Source organism: Corynebacterium bovis DSM 20582 = CIP 54.80 (assembly GCF_030408615.1).
Lineage (GTDB): Bacteria > Actinomycetota > Actinomycetes > Mycobacteriales > Mycobacteriaceae > Corynebacterium > Corynebacterium bovis.
This window is the reverse complement of record NZ_CP047187.1, coordinates 24,668-42,760: the sequence shown is the minus strand read 5'-3', so window position 1 is coordinate 42,760 and position 18,093 is coordinate 24,668. Positions and strand designations below refer to the sequence as shown.

Here is an 18,093-nt window from a genome sequence, read left to right as displayed (position 1 = left end):
GGACTGAACTCTTTTTGTCAGGAGTGATACAGTCCTGTCAATCATAATTACCGTTCACATCCGGGGGTGACCACCCCCGCCGGCCCGTCAGGAGACACCCGTGAAACCCCGTTGGCTCACCGCCGTCGTCGCCCTCTCCGCGGCGCTCATGACACTCGACATGACCGTCGTCACCATCGCCCTCCCGGACATCACCCGGGAGTTCTCCGCCGGCCTCGAGGACGCCCAGTGGATCGTCAACGCCTACGTCCTCGTCTTCGCCGCGCTCCTCCTCGGCGTCGGCGCGCTGTCCGACCGCATGCCGCGCCACCGCCTGTTCATGCTCGGACACCTCATCTTCGCGGCATCGTCCCTGCTCTGCGCGCTGTCCGGGTCCTCGGGCACGCTCATCGCCGGCCGGGTGTGCCAGGCCGTCGGCGCGACCCTCGTCTTCGGCACCTGCATGCCCCTCATCGCCGACACGCACGAGGGGGACGACGCCGCCCGCTCCCGCGCCGTCGGCGCCTTCATGGCCGCGGGCGCGGCGGCGGCCGCCCTCGGCCCGCTCGTCGGCGGGCTCCTCGTCGGCGGCGGAGGCTGGCGCTGGATCTTCGCCGTCAACGTCCCGGTGAGCCTCATCGCCGTCGTCGTCATGGGGATCGTCGCCCCGAATAAGACGACCGCACCACGCCAGTCCACCGGGCGCGACTGGGTCTCCACCGCGCTCGTCGCCGTCGGCCTCTTCGGTGCGAACTACGCCCTCATCACCGGCCCCGAGGACGGCTGGACGCACCCGCGGGTCCTCGGCGCGATCGCCGTCGCCGTCGTCCTCCTCGCCGTGTTCGCCGTCGTCCAGCTGCGCGCCGGCGGGGACGCCCTGCTCGACCTCCGCCTCTTCGCCGTGCCGTCGTTCACCGCGGCGATCATCCTGTCCTTCACCGGCCGCCTCGTGACGTTCGGCCTGCTCACGTACCTCATCTTCTGGCTGTCCGGCATCCAGGCGCTCTCCCCGGTCGGCGTCGGGCTGGTCCTCCTCGCCCTCGCGATGCCGATGGTCGTCGTCGCCGCGCCGTCGTCGGCCCTCGAGAAGACGGGGAAGGTCAACATCGTCACGGGGGTCGCGATGGTCGTCACCGCCGTCGGCCTCCTGTGGGCGGCCCTCGCCCTCGGGCCGGACTCGACGTGGCGCGCCGCGGTCGGCCCGCTCCTCGTCACGGGCATCGGCGCGGGGCTGGCCATGCCCCACATGATGGGCATCGCCGTCGCCGTCGTGCCCGCGTCCCGGTCCGGCGCGGCGACCGGTGCCGCGAACAGCGCCTTCCCCCTCGGCACCGCCGCCGGCGTCGCGGTGTTCGGCGCGATCCTCACCGCCCACGTCGACGCGCTGACGTGGGCCCCCGCCCCCGTCCGGGAGGCCGCGACGGCGGGTCGCGTCGACGTGCTGCGCGGCGTCCTGCCGGAGCCCCGCCTCCGCGAGGTGACGGAGGCGTTCATGTCCGGGCTCGACGCGATCCTCGTCACCGGCGCGGTCGTGTCCGTGGTGTGCGGGGTGATCTGCCTCGTCGCGATCCGGACGAAGGACCGGTACGTGGCCCCGGAGGCCGGGACCGGTGCGGGGGTCGGGACCGGTGAGGGGTCCGGTTCGGGGTCCGACGCGGGCAGCGCCGGGGCCACCGCGGTCGCGGGGGCCGACGGGCGCTGACGGACGCGCCGGCCGGACCTGGCGCGCGCCGGCCGCGCGCCGCACTGCCCGACCGCACACCGGCGGCGCGCCGCCCCGCGCGCGCACACGACGAGCACACACCACGAGCGCACACGAGAAAACCGGGCCGGGAACTCTCTCGAATTCCCGACCCGGTTCTCCCGGCGGCCACCCGGCCGCTCACTGTGGGCGAAGGGGGACTTGAACCCCCACGTCCCAAAGGGACACTGGCACCTGAAGCCAGCGCGTCTGCCATTCCGCCACTCGCCCGTGACGTTCCGTGTCCTGTGCGCCGCCGTCCGCGGTCCGCGGACGCCGTCGCTCACACACGGCTACACGCACACGCTGTGTGCAGTGCCCGACCATGCTAACACTCCCGCAGAACCGGACCAAACGTGCACGTCACCGCGGCGGAGGACGGCGTCGTCCCCCTGGCGCACCTGCGCGCCCCCTCCCCGCGCGCGGCCCGGGACCCCTCCCGGGACACCGGCCGTCACCGGCCCGGACACCGACCGCGACCCCGACCGACTCCGACCGGCCCGCGCGACCGGGCCCGTCGCAGCACCCGGACCGGCACCCGGACCAGCCCCCTCACCAGGCCCGCACGCTGCGCACACGCGGCCCACAGCCGGCCCCACGCGAGGCCCCGGCGGATCCACAGGGATCACGCCGGGACTTCTTTATGCTGGTTCAGGCTCTATAATGGTCCGCAACCCTCAGGGCCGGACCGCACGGGGGATGCGCGGAAGCCACCTCGCACGCCCTCCCGCCCGCCCTGCCCGTGGCACCGTCAACCGGACGGAACCCCACCGTGACCAGGAAAGATCGGCGCACCTGCGCTGCAGAACGCACGGTCAGGCGTGACCGGACCGGTCTCACCGGCCCGGCGCACCGGACCCGCGCCGCAGGCGCCCGCCCCGCCCGGTCCCTCCCGTCGGAGACCCCGGCGGAGGCGCACCGGACCGCAGAGTCCCGGCCTCACCCGGGAACCGAGAAGAAAGGCAAGGCACCCCCATGGACCTCTTCGGGCGTTTCCGTAAACTCGACAGTTCCCTCCAGCGTGGCCTCGACAACGGCTTCGCGCGGGTCTTCGGCGGCGAGGTCGTCCCCGCGGAGATCGACGAACTCCTCAAGCAGGAGGCGGAGGACGCCCTCATGGAGGACTCCGCCGGCACCCTGTTCGCCCCCTCGTACTACTCGGTGCACGTCTCCGACCGCGACCACGCGACGCTGCTCGAGGACCGGCCGGACCTCGCGGACTCCCTGCGCGACCGCCTCGCCCGCTTCCTCCGCAACGAGGGCTGGACCACCGACGAGGTCGTCGCCGTCGACATCGTGCGGGACAGCTCCCTGCACACCGGCCAGCTCAAGGCCGTGTCCCACTTCCGCCGCCCGGTCGCGCCCGGCGGCGCGGACGGGGCGGACAGCGCGGACAGCGCCGACGGTGCCGCCGGCGGGTACGCCGCCGGGGGTGGGGCCGGTGCCGACCACTGGGACCCCGCGCCGGCCGCCGACGGCCAGGTCGAGTGGCCCCACCGGGCGGGGCCGGCCCGGCGCTCCGTCGCCGGGAAGGAGTACGACGCCCCCTCCCCGGAGCACGAGCCGGACCACGCCGCCGGTCAGCGGCCGGACACCGGCGGGGCCCGCGACGGGTCGGCCGCGGACGTCGCCGGGGCGGCCGGGGCCTCCGCGGCGCTGGGCAGCGTCGTCAACCCCGGACACGGCACCGGGCTCAGCCGCGACGGGCGGGACGACCGGTCCGCCGCCCCCGCCGACGGCTGGCCGGAGCCGCGGCGCGACTCCGAACCCCAGGAGCGGCCCGACCCCCTCCCCCACCCCGGCGAGACCGCGTACCCGCAGGCCAGGACCCCGGAGGACGTCAACCCGGACGACACGACCACCGAGCCGCCGTACACCCCGCACAGCTACCCCGGCACCGAGGTCGTCACCCACTCGAACATGCCGGACCCGGTGAGCGGCGGCGCGGGCCGGCGCGGCCACGGCGCCCACGCGGAGGACGGGGCCGAAGGCGCCGACCGGGACCCGGCCGTCCCGGAGGCGCAGGTCTCGCTACACCTGCGCGACGGCTCGGACCGCACGTTCGTCCTGCGCCACGGGTCGAACCTCGTCGGCCGCGGGAACGCCGTCGACCTGCGCATCCCCGACACGGGTGTGTCCCGGCAGCACGCGGACATCACGTGGGACGGGTACGACGCCGTGCTCACCGACCTGCAGTCCACGAACGGCACCACCGTCAACGAGATCCCCGTGGACAACTGGCTCCTCGCCGACGGCGACGTCATCGCGATGGGCCACAGCGAGATCGAGGTCCGGTTCTCCTGACCGGGCCGGGGGCGGGCGGGCCCACCCCGCCCGGGCGGCCGCGGGGGGTGTCTAGAATTGACCTCTCCGATGACATAGGCTCGACGGCACGTCTACCTGCTCCGCGGCCGTCGCGGGGCGGAACTGCACGGACCACCTGTTCGGCCTGTCCATCCGGGCACGTCGCGCGGATGTCGGCCGGGCGTCCTCCCACGCCGTCGGGGCCCGCCCGGCCGCACCCCGACCATCCAAGGAGTTGAGAGCCCATGCAGACCACTGTGCTACTGCTCGCCAAGATCGGCCTGCTGGTGTTGCTGTGGTTCTTCGTCTGGATGACCCTCCGCGCCCTCCGGGCGGACGCGAACCGGGCCTCCGGGCTCCGCGCGGCCGCCGACCCGGTCCCGCCGGTCGTCGCCGCCGGCGGCGTCCCCGCAGGTCAGCCGGCCGGGCGGTCCCGCCTCGGACGTGGTCTGCGGCGGGCCCCCGCCCCCCGGTCGCTCACGCTCACCACGGGACCCCTCGCGGGGACGACCCTCGACCTCGAGGGCTACCGCGAGGTCACAATCGGCCGGTCCGCGGCGTGCACCCTCGTCGTCGAGGACGACTTCGCCTCCGCGTCCCACGCCCGCCTCAGCAACACCGGGTCGGGCTGGTACGTCGAGGACCTCGACTCCCGCAACGGGACCTTCCTCGACGGGCTCCGCATCGACCAGCCGGAGAGTCTCAGCGCCGGGCAGGAGATCCGCATCGGCCAGACCCACGTGAGGATGGAAGCATGACCCTGACCCTCAACTACGCCGCCGCCTCCGACGTCGGGCTGGTCCGCACCAACAACGAGGACTCCGCGTTCGCCGGCCAGCGCCTGCTGGCCCTCGCGGACGGCATGGGGGGTCACGCGGCCGGGGAGGTCGCCTCCCAGCTGCTCATCAGCGCGCTCGCGCACCTGGAGGAGGACGCCCCGGGGTCCCGCCTGCTCACCCGCCTCGCGGAGGCGACGGACGAGGGCAACCGGGCGATCGCCGCCTACGTCGAGGAGCACCCGTCGCAGGAGGGCATGGGCTGCACGCTCACCGCCCTGCTCTTCGACGGCGACCGGCTGGGCCTCTGCCACGTCGGCGACTCGCGGGCGTACCTCCTCCGCGACGGGGAGCTCACCCAGATCACGAAGGACGACACGTTCGTCCAGTCCCTCGTCGACGACGGCAAGCTCGACCCGGAGGACGTGAGCTCCCACCCGCAGCGCTCGCTCATCCTCAAGGCCCTCACCGGCCGGGCGGTGGAGCCGACGCTCTCCGTCCGCGAGGCCCGGGAGGGCGACCGGTACCTGCTGTGCTCGGACGGGTTGTCCGACCCGGTGAGCCGGGACACGATCAAGGAGATCCTCGACCAGGGCACCCCCGCGGAGGTGAGCCGCCGGCTCATCGAGATCGCCCTGCGCGGCGGCGGGCCGGACAACGTCACGGTCGTCGTCGCGGACGTCGTCGACGCCGCGACGCCCGGCCTGCCCGCCGACCCGGTGCTCAGCGGGGCCGTGAACCTCGACGCCCCGGAGATCCCCCGGCCGGACACGGCGGCGAGCCGTGCGGTCGGCTTCCGGGTCCTCACCCGCGCGGCGAACGCGAGCCACGGGACGAGCGCCCACAGCACCTCCGGTGCGGGCCCGACGCTCACCCCCGGGGCCGCCGCGGGGTCCGCCCCCGCTCCCGGAGGGGGGACGACGCCGTCCTCCGCCGGGACCCCCGGCCCCGCCTCCGCGCCCGGCGCGGGGGACGCCACCCCGGGTGGCGCGGCGGCCGCCGGTGCCGCGGGTGCGGCCGCGACGGACCCCGCCACGGACCCGGCCACGACCCCGGCCGGCGGTGCCGCCGGTGCCGCGCACCCGCTCGGCGCCGCCGGTGCGGCCGGGACAGCCGGTGCCGCCGGCACCGTCCCCGGTCAGCCCGACGAGCCCGCGGACGGCCAGACCGCCGCCCGCCCGGGCCGCCGCCGTCGCCCCGCCCGCCGGCCCGCCGGCCGGCGCGGGCGCCGGGGTGCCTCCCGGGGCGCGGACGCGACGGTCGCCGGTGCCGGCGTCGCCGCCGGCCACGACGGCGCGGACCTCCACGCCGGCGGTGACACCGGGGCGACCCGGCCGCGCCGCCGCGGGCTGTGGGTCACGCTCGCGGTCGTCGTCGTCCTCCTCGTCGCCGCCGGTGCGGGCGGGTGGTACGCCTACCAGCGCATCGGGGACACCTACTACGTGACGACGGACGGGGACCGGATCGTCGTCGACAACGGCGTCCCCGGGTCCGTGCTCGGCGTCTCGCTCCACTCCCGGTCGAAGGACGTCTGCCTCACGCCGACCGCCCAGGTGCGGCTGCTCGACCCCGGGTCGGACTCCTCGTGCCACCGCTTCACGACGCGCGACCTCACCCCGGCGGCGCGGGGCACCCTCGAGGGCCTGCCGCAGGACAGCTTCGACGCGGTCCAGGGCCAGATCCAGCGCCTCGCCGGCCAGACCCTGCCCGCGTGCGTCACGCGCGAGCGCACCGCCCCCGGCGCGGCCGGCGACCGGGGAGACCGTCCCGGCGCGCCCGCCGCGACGTCGGCACCCGCGACCCCCGGGGCGGCCCCGTCGGCACCCGCCACCCCCTCCGCGGCCCCGCGGACCGGGGACGCGGACCCGGAGGACCTCACGACCCCGGGCGTGTCCTGCCGGGAGGTGAGCTGACGTGAAGGCCAGGATGCTCGAACTCGGCCTGCTGCTGCTCTCGGCGGTCGTCCTCGCGGTGGCCCTCGCCGCCCTCGAGATCTCGCAGGGCAACGAGGTGACGACCGGGATGCTCGGCCTCGTCGGCGGGTACGTCGCGATCTTCGCCGTCGCCCACCTCGTCCTGTGCTGGCGGGCGCCCTACGCCGACCAGATCATGCTGCCGGTCGTCGCGGTGCTCAACGCGGTCGGCCTGACGATGATCTACCGGCTCAACCTCGGGTCGGAGAGTTCCCCGCCGGTGTCCGGCCAGGTCATGTGGACGGTCGTCGGCGTCGCCCTGATGGTCGTCGTCACCGTCTTCCTCCGTGACCACCGCAGCCTGCACAACTACTCCTACCTCCTCGGCGTCGCCGGTCTCGTGCTCCTCGCGCTGCCGATCGTGTGGCCGTCGTCGACGTCGGCGGACGCGAAGGTGTGGATCTCGGTCGGCCCGTTCTCCATCCAGCCGGGCGAGTTCTCGAAGATCATGCTCCTGCTGTTCTTCGCCGCGCTGCTCGTCAACAAGCGCAGCCTGTTCACCGTCGCCGGGCGCAACGTCCTCGGCCTCCAGTTCCCGCGTCTGCGCGACCTCGGCCCGATCCTCGTCGTGTGGGGCGTGGCCCTCGTCATCATGGCGGCGATGAACGACTTCGGCCCGGCGCTGCTGCTCTTCGGCACGGTCCTCGGCATGCTGTACATGGCGACCGGGCGGGCGTCCTGGCTCGTCGTCGGCATCGGCCTCGCCGCCGTCGGCGCGTACGGCGTCTTCCAGATCTCGGACAAGATCCAGGACCGGTTCACGAACTTCATCGACCCCGTCGCGAACTTCGACGGCACCGGGTACCAGCCGGCGCAGGCCCTCTTCGGCCTGTCCTTCGGCGGCATCACCGGCACCGGGCTCGGCGAGGGCTACCCGAACATGGTGCCGGTCGCGCACTCGGACTACATCCTCGCGGCGATCGGCGAGGAGCTCGGGCTCGTCGGCCTGCTCGCCGTGCTCATGCTCTTCGTCGTGTTCGTCAGCCGCGGGTTCGCCGCGGCGATGCAGGTGCGGGACTCCTACGGCAAGCTCGTCGCCGCCGGGCTGTCCCTCACGATCGCCATCCAGGTCTTCGTCGTCGGCGGCGGCATCTCGGCGATGCTCCCGATGACGGGGCTCACGACGCCCTTCATGTCCCACGGCGGCTCGTCGCTGCTGGCGAACTACATCCTCCTCGCGATCCTCCTCCGGATCTCGGACTCCGCGCGCCGCCCGGCGGTCGTCGGGGCCGGGGTCGGGGCCGCGCCGGTGCCCCCGGTGTCCCCGGCCGTCCCCGCCGTCGCCGCGGCCGGGCACGCCCCCGCGGCCGGGTACGTGCCGGAGACCGGCCACCAGCCCGCCGTCGACCCCGGAAGGGGGACCACCCCGTGAACAGGTCCATCCGTGCCGTCACCGTCTTCTCCTTCGTGCTCGTCGTCATCCTCGGCGTCAACCTCACGTGGGTCCAGGGGTTCCGCACCGACAGCCTCGCGGAGAACCCCCTCAACGGGCGACGCTTCTACGAGCTGAAGTCCCGCGAACGCGGCCAGATCACGACCGGCGGCCAGGTCCTCGCCCGGTCCGTCGCCGACCACGACGGCCTCTACGAGCGGGAGTACCCCACCGACCCGGCCGTGTACGGGGCCGTCACCGGCTACCTGTCCGACCAGTTCGGCGCCGCCGGGCTCGAGGCCAGCCAGAACGAGATCCTCATGGGGACGGACGACAGCCTCTTCACCACCCGCGTGTGGGACACCGTCACGGGCAAGAAGGTCCGGGGCGCGAACGTCGACCTCACGATCGAGCCGTCGGTCCAGCAGGTCGCCTACGACCAGCTCACCTCGCGCGGCTACTCGGGGGCCGTCGTCGCCCTCCGTCCGTCGACCGGGGAGGTGCTGGCGATGGCGTCCTCGCCGACGTTCAACCCGGCGTCCGTCACGCAGCCGGACAGCGCGGCCGCGGCGGAGGCCTTCACGGCCCTGCAGAACGACCCGTCCGCCCCGCTGCTCAACCGGGCGACCCAGCAGACCCAGCCGCCCGGGTCGACGTTCAAGCTCATCACGACCGCCGCGGCGCTCAACGAGGGCGAGTCCGCGGACACCATGCTCACCGCCGCGCCGCAGATCACCCTCCCGGACACGGCGACGACGCTGGAGAACTACGACGGCACCCGGTGCGGCAGCGGGTCCGAGGCGTCGCTCCGGCTCGCCTTCGAGCTGTCCTGCAACACCGCCTTCGTCGACCTCGTCGGCCGCCACGGCGACAAGCCGTTCCGCGACGTCGCCGCCGGCTTCGGCATCGGGGAGGGCTCCGACGCCCTCGGCCTGCCGGTGCAGCCGTCGACGATCGGCCCGATCCCGGATGACGCCGCCCTGGCGCAGTCCGCGATCGGCCAGCGCGACGTCGCCCTCACGCCGCTCCAGAACGCGATCATCGCCGCGACGATCGCGAACAAGGGCAAGCGCATGGAACCGCACCTCATCCGGCAGGTCACCGGCCCGGACCTCACGCCGCTCGAGGTGACCCAGCCGAAGGAGGTCACGCAGGCCATCCCGGAGGGGACGGCGTCGCAGCTCACCGACCTCATGGTCGGGGCGGAGCGGCACTCCAGCGGCCGGACGGACATCGCCTCGAAGACCGGCACCGCCGAACACGGCGAGGACTCCCGCGACTCGAACCCGCACGCCTGGTACGTGGCCTTCGGCCCGTCGCAGGAGGCGGACGTCGCCGTCGCCGTGCTCGTCGAGAACGGCGGCGACCGGGGGCAGGAGGCCACCGGCGGGTCCGTCGCCGCCCCGATCGGCCGCGCCGTCATCGACGCCGCCGTGAAGCAGGCCCGGTGACCGTCGCCATGACCCCGTCGACCCACACGCACACCACACGAGGACCCGAGGACGGCGCACGATGAGTGAGCATCCGCAGAACCGGCCGGACAACCCGTCCGGCGACCCCGACCGCACCCCACCCGACCGCGCGGGTCTCGCGCGGACCCAACGCCTCCTCGGCGACCGCTACGACCTCAGCTGGGTCATCGGCCGCGGCGGCATGTCCACCGTGTGGCTCGCCTACGACCGGCAGGAGGACCGCGACGTCGCGGTGAAGATCCTCCGGTCCGAGTACACGGACAACCAGGAGTTCCTCAGCCGCTTCCGGCAGGAGGCCGAGGCGGCGGAGACGATCCACTCCCCGAACGTCGTCGCGACCTACGACTACGGCGAGGCCCCCGACGGGGAGGGCGGCACGTTCTGCCACATCATCATGGAGTACGTGCGCGGCGAGTCCCTCGCGGACGTCCTCGCCCGTGAGCGGACCCTGCCGGAGAACCTCGCGCTCGACGTCATCGCGCAGACGGCCGTCGGCCTCCAGGCGATCCACGAGTCCGGGATGGTGCACCGGGACATCAAGCCCGGCAACCTCCTCATCACCCCCGACGGCCGCGTCAAGGTCACCGACTTCGGCATCGCGAAGGCCGCGTCCGCCGTGCCGCTGACCCGCACGGGCATGGTCGTCGGCACCGCCCAGTACGTGTCCCCGGAGCAGGCCCAGGGCAACGACGTCGGCCCGGCGAGCGACGTGTACTCGCTCGGGGTCGTCGGCTACGAGATGCTGTGCGGTCGCCGGCCGTTCTCGGGGGACTCGACGGTCTCCGTGGCGATCAAGCACATCAGCGAGGCCCCGCCCGCCCTGCCGGACACCGTGAGCGCGCCGATGCGCGAGCTCATCGCCGTGTGCCTGCGGAAGAACCCGGCGATGCGCTACGTCGACGGCGCGGAGCTCGCCTCCGCCACCGTGTTCGTCTCCCGGGGCGAGCTGCCGCCGCGGCCCCGCGCCGTGCCGGACATCGACCCGGCCCCCGCGACCGAGCAGCTCGGCGCGGTCACCGACATCACGCAGATGGGCCCGGCGCCCGGGCCGGCGGGGACGTCCGCGGCCGCGGCGGCACGCGCGGACCTGCCGGGGCGTGACCCGCGCGGGACCCGGGCCGGGGCCGGGCAGGGCTCCCGGCGGGCGCCGCAGGCCGTCGGCGCGGCCGGCGCCGGGAGCGCCGGTCGGGGCACGGGTCGCCCGGCGGGCCGGGGCTCCCGGCGCGGCGGGACGACGGTCGCCTGGGTCGTGCTCGGCCTCGCGGCGGTCGCCGCCGCCGTCGGCGCCGGGGTGCTCCTCGCGAGCGGCGGTGACGAGCCCGACGACCGGCCCGCCACCGAGACCCGCACCGTGACCACCGAGGTCACCCCGGACCGGGTCCCCGACAGCGACGGTGGGGGCGTCGTCCCCCTCGACCCGGCGACCCCGCAGCAGACGGTTCCGCGCACGACCCCGACCACCCCGCGCCCCGGCGGGACGACCCCGGCGTCGCCGACGACCCCCGCCACCGGCGACGGCCAGGGCGGGTCCCGCACCGGGACGGACGACACCGACGGGCGCGGCGGCGCCGGCCAGGGCGGCACCGGCGGCACGGGCCAGGGCACCGGCGGGACCGGCGGCACCGGTCAGGGCACCGGCGACACCGGCACCGGCCAGGGCGGCACAGGCCAGGGTGGCACCGGCGGCACCGGCCAGGGTGGGACCGGCCAGGGCGGCACGGGAGGCGCAGGCCAGGGTGGCGGCACCGGTGGCACGGGCCAGGGAACCGGCGGCGCCCCGGGCACGGGCACCGGCGCGGCCGAGAACCCCGGCGGCCCCTCGACCCCCGGGCACGGCGACACCGGGACCGGGACCGGGCAGGGCACCGGCGGGAACCACCCCCCGGGGCGGTCCACCGGCACGGACACGGGCACCACCACGCAGGCGGCCGCCGCCACCGGAGCCCGTGCAGGCCACGCTTCGATTCAGAGGGCAGGATTTACTACTCTCTAAGAGGATCACCCCCGGATGACAGGGGGTCCGCGCGCCCCGGACGGCGGCGGCGGGACAGACGGGACACACGGAAGAGATGGACCGGAAGGAGGCAGGGACGTGGATCTGAGTGACACCACCGTCGGCGGCAGGTACCGCCTCGGCGCGACCATCGGCACGGGCGGGATGTCCGACGTGTACGCCGCGACGGACGAACTGTTGGGCCGTGACGTGGCGGTGAAGATGATGCGCGCCGACCTCGCCCGGGACACGACCTTCCTCGAGCGCTTCCGCCGCGAGGCGCAGAACGCGGCGAAGCTCAACCACCACGCCATCGTCGCCGTGTACGACACCGGCCAGACGGACCCGGAGCACGGCTCGGTCCCGTACATCGTCATGGAGCGCGTCCACGGCGAGACGCTGCGGGACATCGTCCGGGAGTCCGGGCCGATGCCCCTCGACGAGGCCTCCCGCGTCATGGCCCAGGTGTGCCAGGCGCTGCAGTTCAGCCACGAGGCCGGGATCATCCACCGGGACATCAAGCCCGCGAACATCATGATCACGAACACCGGCGCGGTGAAGGTCATGGACTTCGGCATCGCCCGGGCGCTCAGCGACTCGTCGTCGGCGATGACGCAGACCGCCGCGGTCATCGGCACCGCCCAGTACCTCTCGCCGGAGCAGGCGCGCGGCAAGTCCGCGGACGCCCGCTCCGACCTCTACGCCGCGGGCTGCGTGTTCTACGAGCTCGTCACCGGCCGCCCGCCGTTCGAAGGCGAGTCGCCGTTCTCCGTCGCCTTCCAGCACGTGCAGGACGACCCGGTGCTGCCGTCGCACGTGCCGGGGATGCAGCTGGACCAGCGGCGGGCCCTCGCGCTCGACTCGGTGGTCCTCACCGCGATGTCGAAGGACCCGGCGGACCGGTACGACTCCGCGGCGGACATGGCCGCGGACCTCACCCGGCTCGCCGACGGGCAGATGCCGCTCGCGGCGGCGACGCACTCGGACGACCCCGCGACGACGGTCATGCCCGGCACGCCCGGGTACGCCGGTGGGGCGGGCGCCGGGGCCGGGGCCGCCGGGTTCGGGGCCGCCGCCGGGGCCGCCGGTGGGGCCGGGTACGCGGCCGGGCACGCCGCCGGTCACCCTGCCGGGGTCCGTCCCGGGGAGGGGTACGACGCCGCCCGTGCGCCGCAGCACGCCCCCGCCCCCGGCGGCGTCCCCGCGGAACCGCGGCACGTGGCCCCCGCGGACGGGCCGGGGCCGGCGCGGCGGCGTCGGCGGCCGTGGGTCGCGGCGCTGTGGACGGTCGTCGTCCTCGCGCTCGTCGGCGTCGTCGGCCTCGTCGGGTGGAACCAGTTCGGCGGGGACGACGGCGACGGCCGGCAGGCGTCCGCCCCGGCGCAGCAGGTCGCGGTGCCCGACGTGGCGAATCTCGCGCGGGACGACGCCCGCGCGCGGCTCCGCGACGCCGGGTTCGACGTCCGGGAGACGGAGCAGCCGCACGCGACCGTCGTGCGGGACCACGCCATCGGCACGGAGCCGGCGGCCCGGTCGTCGCTGCCGAAGGGCGCGGCCGTGACGCTCGTGCTCTCCTCGGGCAAGGAGATCACCGAGGTGCCCGACCTCACCGGCCGGACGACCGAGGTGGCCCGGAACCTCCTCTCCGACGCCGGGCTGACGTTGAAGTCGTCGGTCCGGGAGCGGCCGAGCGACTCGGTGCCCGCCGGGCAGATCATCGAGCAGTCCCCGGCGCAGGGGTCCCAGGTGTCGAAGGGCACGGAGGTCGGCATCACGGTCTCGACGGGGCCGCAGCAGGTCCGGGTGCCGCAGGTGACGGGCCAGCAGCTCGACGTCGCGCGGCAGAACCTGGAGTCCGCCGGCTTCGTCGTCGAGGTCGACATGGTCGATTCGCTGGAGACCGAGAACCTCGTGCTCTCGACGAGCAGCGAGGGCGCCCAGCAGCCGAAGGGCTCGACGGTCACGCTGGAGGTCTCCCGCGGCAACCAGTTCCGCATGCCGGACCTCACCGGGACGCGGTACAGCGACGTCGCCGCCGCCCTCCAGCGGGCCGGGTGGCGGGCGTCCCCCGACCAGCTCACCCGCCACGACGTGAAGACGCCGGACATCTCGCGGGTCGACCAGGTGACGCAGCAGTCCGTCCCGGCGGGCCAGGCGGTGTCCCGGGACACGCGGGTGGACGTCGGGGTCAACGTGTTCTCGCTGCTCCCGTAGCGTGCGCGGGCAGCGGAAGCCAGCAGCCATGATCCTCACGCCGTCCCGGTCCGTCCCGGTGGCCGACATCGCGCTGGCCGTCCTCTTCGCCGCATGCCCTCTCCTCGAGGCCTCCCTGATCGTGGACGACGGGTTCACCTGGTGGTACCTCGCCGCGGTCGTGATCCAGGTCGTCATTGTCGCCGCGATCGCCTGGCGGCGGATCCACCCGGTCGCGTCGTTCCTGGTCACGGCCGTGGGGTTCATCGCCTACGGGACGCTGTTCACCGTGTCCCCGGTGAACCTCGGTGTGAGTCCGATCCTGCTGGCCGCCCCGCTGTCCCTGTGGGCGGTCACCCGCTGGGCCCCCTCGACGGCGTGGGGTACGGCCGGGCTCGTGCTGGCGCTGGCGGGGTCACTGGTGAATCCAGCGGTCCTCGGAGCACCGAACCTGGCCGACAGCCCGGTGACGAGCACCGACCGGGTGCTGCTCTTCGGCGTCCCCGCCGTCCTCGTCACGGGTGTCGCCTACGCCTGGGCCGCTCACCTGCGCGCCGGCGAGGAACGCCTCACCGCCCGCGCGGCGGCGCAGCTGCAGGACCAGCGCGCGGAACTCTCGCGGGAACTGCACGACGTCGTCGGCCACGGGCTCACCGCGATCACGGTCCGGGCCCAGACGGCGCTCCACCTGGATGACCGGCGTGGCGCTCTCGAGGAGATCCGGGACACCGCCGCCGAATCCCTCGCGGATGTCCGCGCGCTCGTCGACGCCCTCGCCGACGGCACGGTGTCGGCGGACCCCGCGACGGTCAACGCGGTCGTCGCCCGGGCCGGCGGCGGGGTCCGGGTCCGCGGGCTCACCCCGGAGGAGGTGTCGACGGCGGCACGCTGGCCGCTGTCGATCCGCCTGGCGTTGGTGCGCTGCGCCCAGGAGACGACCACGAACCTGGTGAAACACGGCGACGGGACCGGCTCACTCGCGGTGCGGGTGCGTCCGGACCACTTCACGGTCGAGTCGCGCAACCCGGCGCGGCGGGGGGAGCGCGGCGTCGACCCCTCCCGGGCCCACCCGGGCGAGCCCGCCACCGTCTCGCCCGCCACCGCATCCCCCACCCCGGCCGGACCGGCCGCGACCCGCCCCGGAGCGCCGGTGCCGCGGGGACTGGCGAACATGGCGGCCCGCGTCCGTGACGTCGGCGGCCGGTTCACCGCCGGGGAGGTCGACGGGCTCTTCACCGTCGCGGTCGTGGTCCCGGCCCCGCACGCCCCGGCGGACCCCGCCCCCGGCCCCACCCCGGAGCCGCGCCCATGACAGCTACCCGCACCATCCGCGTCCTCGTCGCCGAGGACCAGCCGATGATCCGCGCCGCGTTCGCGTCCCTGCTGTCCGCCCAGCCGGACATCGAGGTCGTGGGCACGGTCGCCGACGGGGCCGCCGCCGTCCGCGAGGCGGGGCGTCTGCACCCGGCGGTGACACTCATGGACATCCGGATGCCCGTCATGGACGGCATCGCCGCCACCCGCGGGATCCGCGCCGCCCGCGCGTCGAACGTCCTGGTCCTCACGACCTTCCGGGAGGAGAGCCTGGTGCTCGGGGCCGTGGAGGCCGGTGCGAGCGGGTTCCTCCTCAAGGACTCGGACCCGACGGTGCTGCTCACGGCTGTGCACCGTATCGCCGCCGGCGAGGGGTTCCTCGACCCGGCGGTCACACCGACCGTGCTCGGGCACGTCACCACGACCGCTGCGCCGGCGACGGTCCCCGGCTTCACCGCCCGGGAGTCGGAGGTCCTGGCTCTGGTGTGCGAGGGCATGGGGAACCGGGACATCGCTGATCGCCTCGTCGTCGCCGAAAGTACCGTGAAGACGCACGTCAAGGCCCTGCTGGGCAAGACCGGGTCACGGGACCGGGTCGGTCTGGTCGTCTGGGCGGCCCGGCGGGGGTTGTTGGGGTCCGACGGCCCCCTCCGCGGGACACCGCCTCCCTGACCCCGTCCCGCCGGGCCTCCCTCCCCCCCCCGCGGTGCCGCGTGTCACCGTCCTCCTCCCTGAGGGGGAGATCCGACCCGCCTCCTCCTCCGGGGGGAGGTCCACCCACCGGGCCCCGTCGTACGGTCCGGCCCATGACAGCAGAGCTCATCCTCGACTCGGTGTCCGTCACCCGGGGCCGCACACCTGTGTTACATGACGTCAGCACCAGGTTCCGTCCCGGCCACGTGCACGGGATCATCGGCCTCAACGGCGCCGGCAAGTCCACCCTGTTCCAGGCGATCCTGGGCCTGGTCCCGCACTCCGGCGAGATCACGTTCGGCGCCCGCCCCGTCGATCCGGCCCAGGTGGGTGCCACGATCAACGGTCCCGCCTTCTACCCGCGGCTCACCGCCCGCGGCAACCTCCGGGTCCACACCCTGCTCACCGGCACGGACCCGGCACGGATCGACCCGGTCCTGCGGACGGTCGGACTCGACCCCGGCGGCCCCCGCGCCGGCGCCTTCTCCACCGGGATGACGGTCCGGCTGGCACTGGCGATGGCGCTGCTCACGGACCCGGCGGTCCTCATTCTCGACGAACCGCAGAACGGCCTGGACCCGCAGGGCATCCGGGACCTCCGCGTGCTCGTCCGTCGGCTGGCCGACGCCGGGACGGTCGTCCTCCTCTCCTCCCACCACCTCGGGGAGGTCAGCCGGATGGTGGACGACATCGGCGTGCTCGCCGGCGGCCGTCTGGTCTACGACGGTCCGCTCACGGACTGCGGGCGACCCGGTGAGAACCTGGAGGACGCCGTCCTGCGTCTGAGTCACGGCGACGTGTCCGGCATCGGGGGGCACGGCGGCGGGGCGGACCGTGACGGGGGGGACGGCATGAGGCACCTCAGGGTCGAGGTCCTGCGCTCGTGGCTCTCCTTCACCACGGCCCTGCCCGTGGTGGTGGTCGCCGCAGCCCTGCTCGCGGCCGCCCTCCGGCAGGGTGGTGTCGCGACCGGTCTGGCGACGCTGCACTTCTACGCTGTGGGTCTCGTCATGCCCCTGGCGATGATCACGGCGGTCGTCACGGAGCACCGTGAGCGACGACTGCGCTCCGGCGGCACGCTGTGGCGACCGCAGACCGTGTGGGCCACCCACGCGGCGCGGCTCGCGGTCGCCACCGGGTACGCCGGGGTCGGCCACGTGCTGGCCACGGTGATCCTGCCCGGATTCTCCCCGCCTTTCGTCGCGCTGGAGACGCTCGTGTTCGCGGGGGGCTACGCGGTGGGGCTGCTGCTGTGGCAGCTGTTCCGCGGTCTCGCGCTGGTCGTGACGCCGCTCGCGTCCGTGGCGGTCGTCGGCCTGTCCTTCATCGGGGTCGACACTGACCGCTGGTACCTCAACCCGTTCTGCTGGTTCCTGCGTCCGACGCTCCCGGTCTTCGGCGTGGAGGCGAACTCCCTGCTCGCGGCCCCGGATTCGCCTGTCCTCGGATTCTCGCCGGGCGCGCCGACGCTGGCGCATCTGGCACTCGGCGCGGTGTGCTTCTGCGTGGCGGTCGTCCTCGCCGGGCGCGTGTCCGTCCCCCGGCCCTCCCGGGTGGTCCCGCGCCCCGCGCCCACACGCCCCGTCGACCCCGCCCGGCACACCGCAGCCGCGCACCCCGTCGACCCCGTCCGGCACACCCCGCCCCCGCGCGTCTCGGTGCCGCGTGCCCTCGCGCCGGCTCTGCCGTGGCGGGTCTGGGGTGTTCTCACGCTGGGCATGTGGGCCGTGCTGGCTCTCGTCCACCAGCGCTACGGCCCCGGGACCGGTGCTGCCGCCTACGGGCTCCTCGCGGTCCCGGTGATGTCGAGCGTGGTCGGCGTCACCGGGTGGCAGTCACACCGCGACGCCTGGCGGGGCCTGGTCACCCGCCCGGGCGCCCGGCGGCTCTTCCCTGTTCTGTTCGGGGTCCTTCTCGGGGTCTCGACGGTGCCCCTCCTCGTCGCCGGCGTGATCGCCGGATCGACGCCCTACCAGCTGATCGTCACCCCGGGCGTCGTGGCCGTCGTTCTCGCGGTGACGATGGTGTGTGCGGTCGCATCCCCCGGGGCCGCGCTCATCGTGCCGCTGTTCGCGCTGCTCTGGGGCGTCGTCGTCGGCGGCAGTGCCCTCGCGGCGAACGCCCTGTGGTGGCGCACCGGCCCGTGGGCCTGGGTGTGGGTGGTCCACACCCACCCGGAACGGTGGTACGAGATCACCGCCGTGACGTGGATCGTCGCCGCCGTCCTCGTCGCGGTCACGGGTCCCCGCATGTCCCGTCACGTCACGGCGTGACGGTCCGCAG

The 18,093-nt window shown here is 74.6% G+C and carries 11 protein-coding genes and 1 tRNA gene; 11 read left to right on the top strand and 1 reads right to left on the bottom strand.

Annotated elements, in window-relative coordinates:
* Positions 1-100 precede the first annotated feature (100 nt).
* The gene (locus CBOVI_RS00175; protein ID WP_010270887.1) at positions 101-1,681 is read left to right on the top strand and encodes an MFS transporter; all 1,581 of its coding nucleotides are present in this window, start codon (positions 101-103) and stop codon (positions 1,679-1,681) included.
* Between the two features lie 186 nt (positions 1,682-1,867).
* Here the strand turns inward: CBOVI_RS00175 and CBOVI_RS00170 are convergent.
* Positions 1,868-1,951: transfer RNA gene (locus CBOVI_RS00170), tRNA-Leu, on the bottom strand.
* Positions 1,952-2,695: 744 nt separating this feature from the next.
* Here CBOVI_RS00170 and CBOVI_RS00165 point away from each other — a divergent pair.
* From CBOVI_RS00165 to CBOVI_RS00120, 10 genes are all read left to right on the top strand, one after another.
* Positions 2,696-4,024 carry an FHA domain-containing protein gene (locus tag CBOVI_RS00165; RefSeq protein ID WP_183273678.1) on the top strand — a complete coding sequence of 443 codons (1,329 nt, stop codon included), beginning with the start codon at positions 2,696-2,698 and terminating at the stop codon, positions 4,022-4,024.
* 245 nt (positions 4,025-4,269) lie between these two features.
* Positions 4,270-4,782, top strand: a complete 513-nt coding sequence (locus tag CBOVI_RS00160; RefSeq protein WP_125187242.1) for an FHA domain-containing protein FhaB/FipA — start codon at positions 4,270-4,272, stop codon at positions 4,780-4,782.
* Entirely contained in the window at positions 4,779-6,713 is a 1,935-nt protein-coding gene (locus CBOVI_RS00155; protein ID WP_198485036.1) for a PP2C family protein-serine/threonine phosphatase, read from the top strand. The genes CBOVI_RS00160 and CBOVI_RS00155 overlap by 4 nt, the downstream gene beginning before the upstream one ends.
* A gap of 13 nt (positions 6,714-6,726) precedes the next feature.
* On the top strand, positions 6,727-8,145 hold the full coding sequence (locus CBOVI_RS00150) for an FtsW/RodA/SpoVE family cell cycle protein (protein WP_010273834.1): 1,419 nt from the start codon (positions 6,727-6,729) through the stop codon (positions 8,143-8,145).
* Positions 8,142-9,596, top strand: coding sequence for a penicillin-binding transpeptidase domain-containing protein (locus tag CBOVI_RS00145; RefSeq protein ID WP_010273836.1), 1,455 nt, complete (start codon positions 8,142-8,144; stop codon positions 9,594-9,596). Before CBOVI_RS00150 ends, CBOVI_RS00145 begins: the two co-directional genes overlap by 4 nt.
* Positions 9,597-9,657: 61 nt before the next feature.
* On the top strand, positions 9,658-11,610 hold the full coding sequence (locus CBOVI_RS00140) for a serine/threonine-protein kinase (RefSeq protein ID WP_232625737.1): 1,953 nt from the start codon (positions 9,658-9,660) through the stop codon (positions 11,608-11,610).
* A 99-nt stretch (positions 11,611-11,709) separates the two neighbouring features.
* The gene (pknB, locus tag CBOVI_RS00135; protein ID WP_276330664.1) at positions 11,710-13,824 is read left to right on the top strand and encodes a Stk1 family PASTA domain-containing Ser/Thr kinase; all 2,115 of its coding nucleotides are present in this window, start codon (positions 11,710-11,712) and stop codon (positions 13,822-13,824) included.
* Between the two features lie 28 nt (positions 13,825-13,852).
* A complete protein-coding gene (locus tag CBOVI_RS00130) occupies positions 13,853-15,115 on the top strand; it encodes a sensor histidine kinase (RefSeq protein WP_010271462.1) in 1,263 nt (420 codons plus the stop codon).
* Positions 15,112-15,789 (top strand): response regulator, encoded by a 678-nt coding sequence (locus CBOVI_RS00125; RefSeq protein ID WP_043362293.1) that lies wholly within the window; start codon positions 15,112-15,114, stop codon positions 15,787-15,789. Before CBOVI_RS00130 ends, CBOVI_RS00125 begins: the two co-directional genes overlap by 4 nt.
* A 134-nt stretch (positions 15,790-15,923) precedes the next feature.
* The gene (locus tag CBOVI_RS00120; RefSeq protein WP_198485033.1) at positions 15,924-18,083 is read left to right on the top strand and encodes an ATP-binding cassette domain-containing protein; all 2,160 of its coding nucleotides are present in this window, start codon (positions 15,924-15,926) and stop codon (positions 18,081-18,083) included.
* Positions 18,084-18,093 lie beyond the last annotated feature (10 nt).